Genomic DNA, 502 nt, shown 5'->3' on the forward strand with positions numbered 1-502 from the left:
CCGTCCTCGTCCAGGAACTCCTCCGGGGCCTGCAGGAAATGCAGGTGCAGCCGACGCGAGGCGCTCTGCTGACGGTCCTCCTGCTCCATGAGCCAGTTCGTCAACGTCCCCACCATCGTGCGGACCTGGTTGTTCTCCTCGATCGCCTTCTCCGAGGCCTCATCGAAGTCGAAGTCCTCCTCGTACAACACGATGTCCACATCCCGGGAATGCGCCAGCTCCCGCAGCTCCAACGGGGTGAACTTCACCTGCGCCGGCCCACGCCGACCGAACACGTGCACATCCGTGACCGGGGAAGCGGCCAGGTCCCGGTACACGTTGTCCGGGATCTCGGTGGGCAACAGATCCTCGGCATGCTTGGACAGGATCCGGGCCACATCCAGGGCCACGTTCCCGTTGCCGATCACCGCCACCTGCGTGGCCTCCAACGGCCAGTGCCGCGGCACATCCGGGTGCCCGTCATACCAGGACGCGAAATCCGCGCCACCGAACGAGCCGGCCA

Annotated in this window: 1 pseudogene; it reads right to left on the reverse strand. The window is 65.9% G+C overall.

Features of this window, described 5'->3' with window-relative positions:
- Positions 1-502: pseudogene (locus NR072_RS01240) on the reverse strand (pyridine nucleotide-disulfide oxidoreductase); the annotation flags it as partial.

The sequence above is a fragment of the Micrococcus sp. Mcc89 genome (assembly GCF_024519795.1).
Lineage (GTDB): Bacteria > Actinomycetota > Actinomycetes > Actinomycetales > Micrococcaceae > Micrococcus > Micrococcus luteus.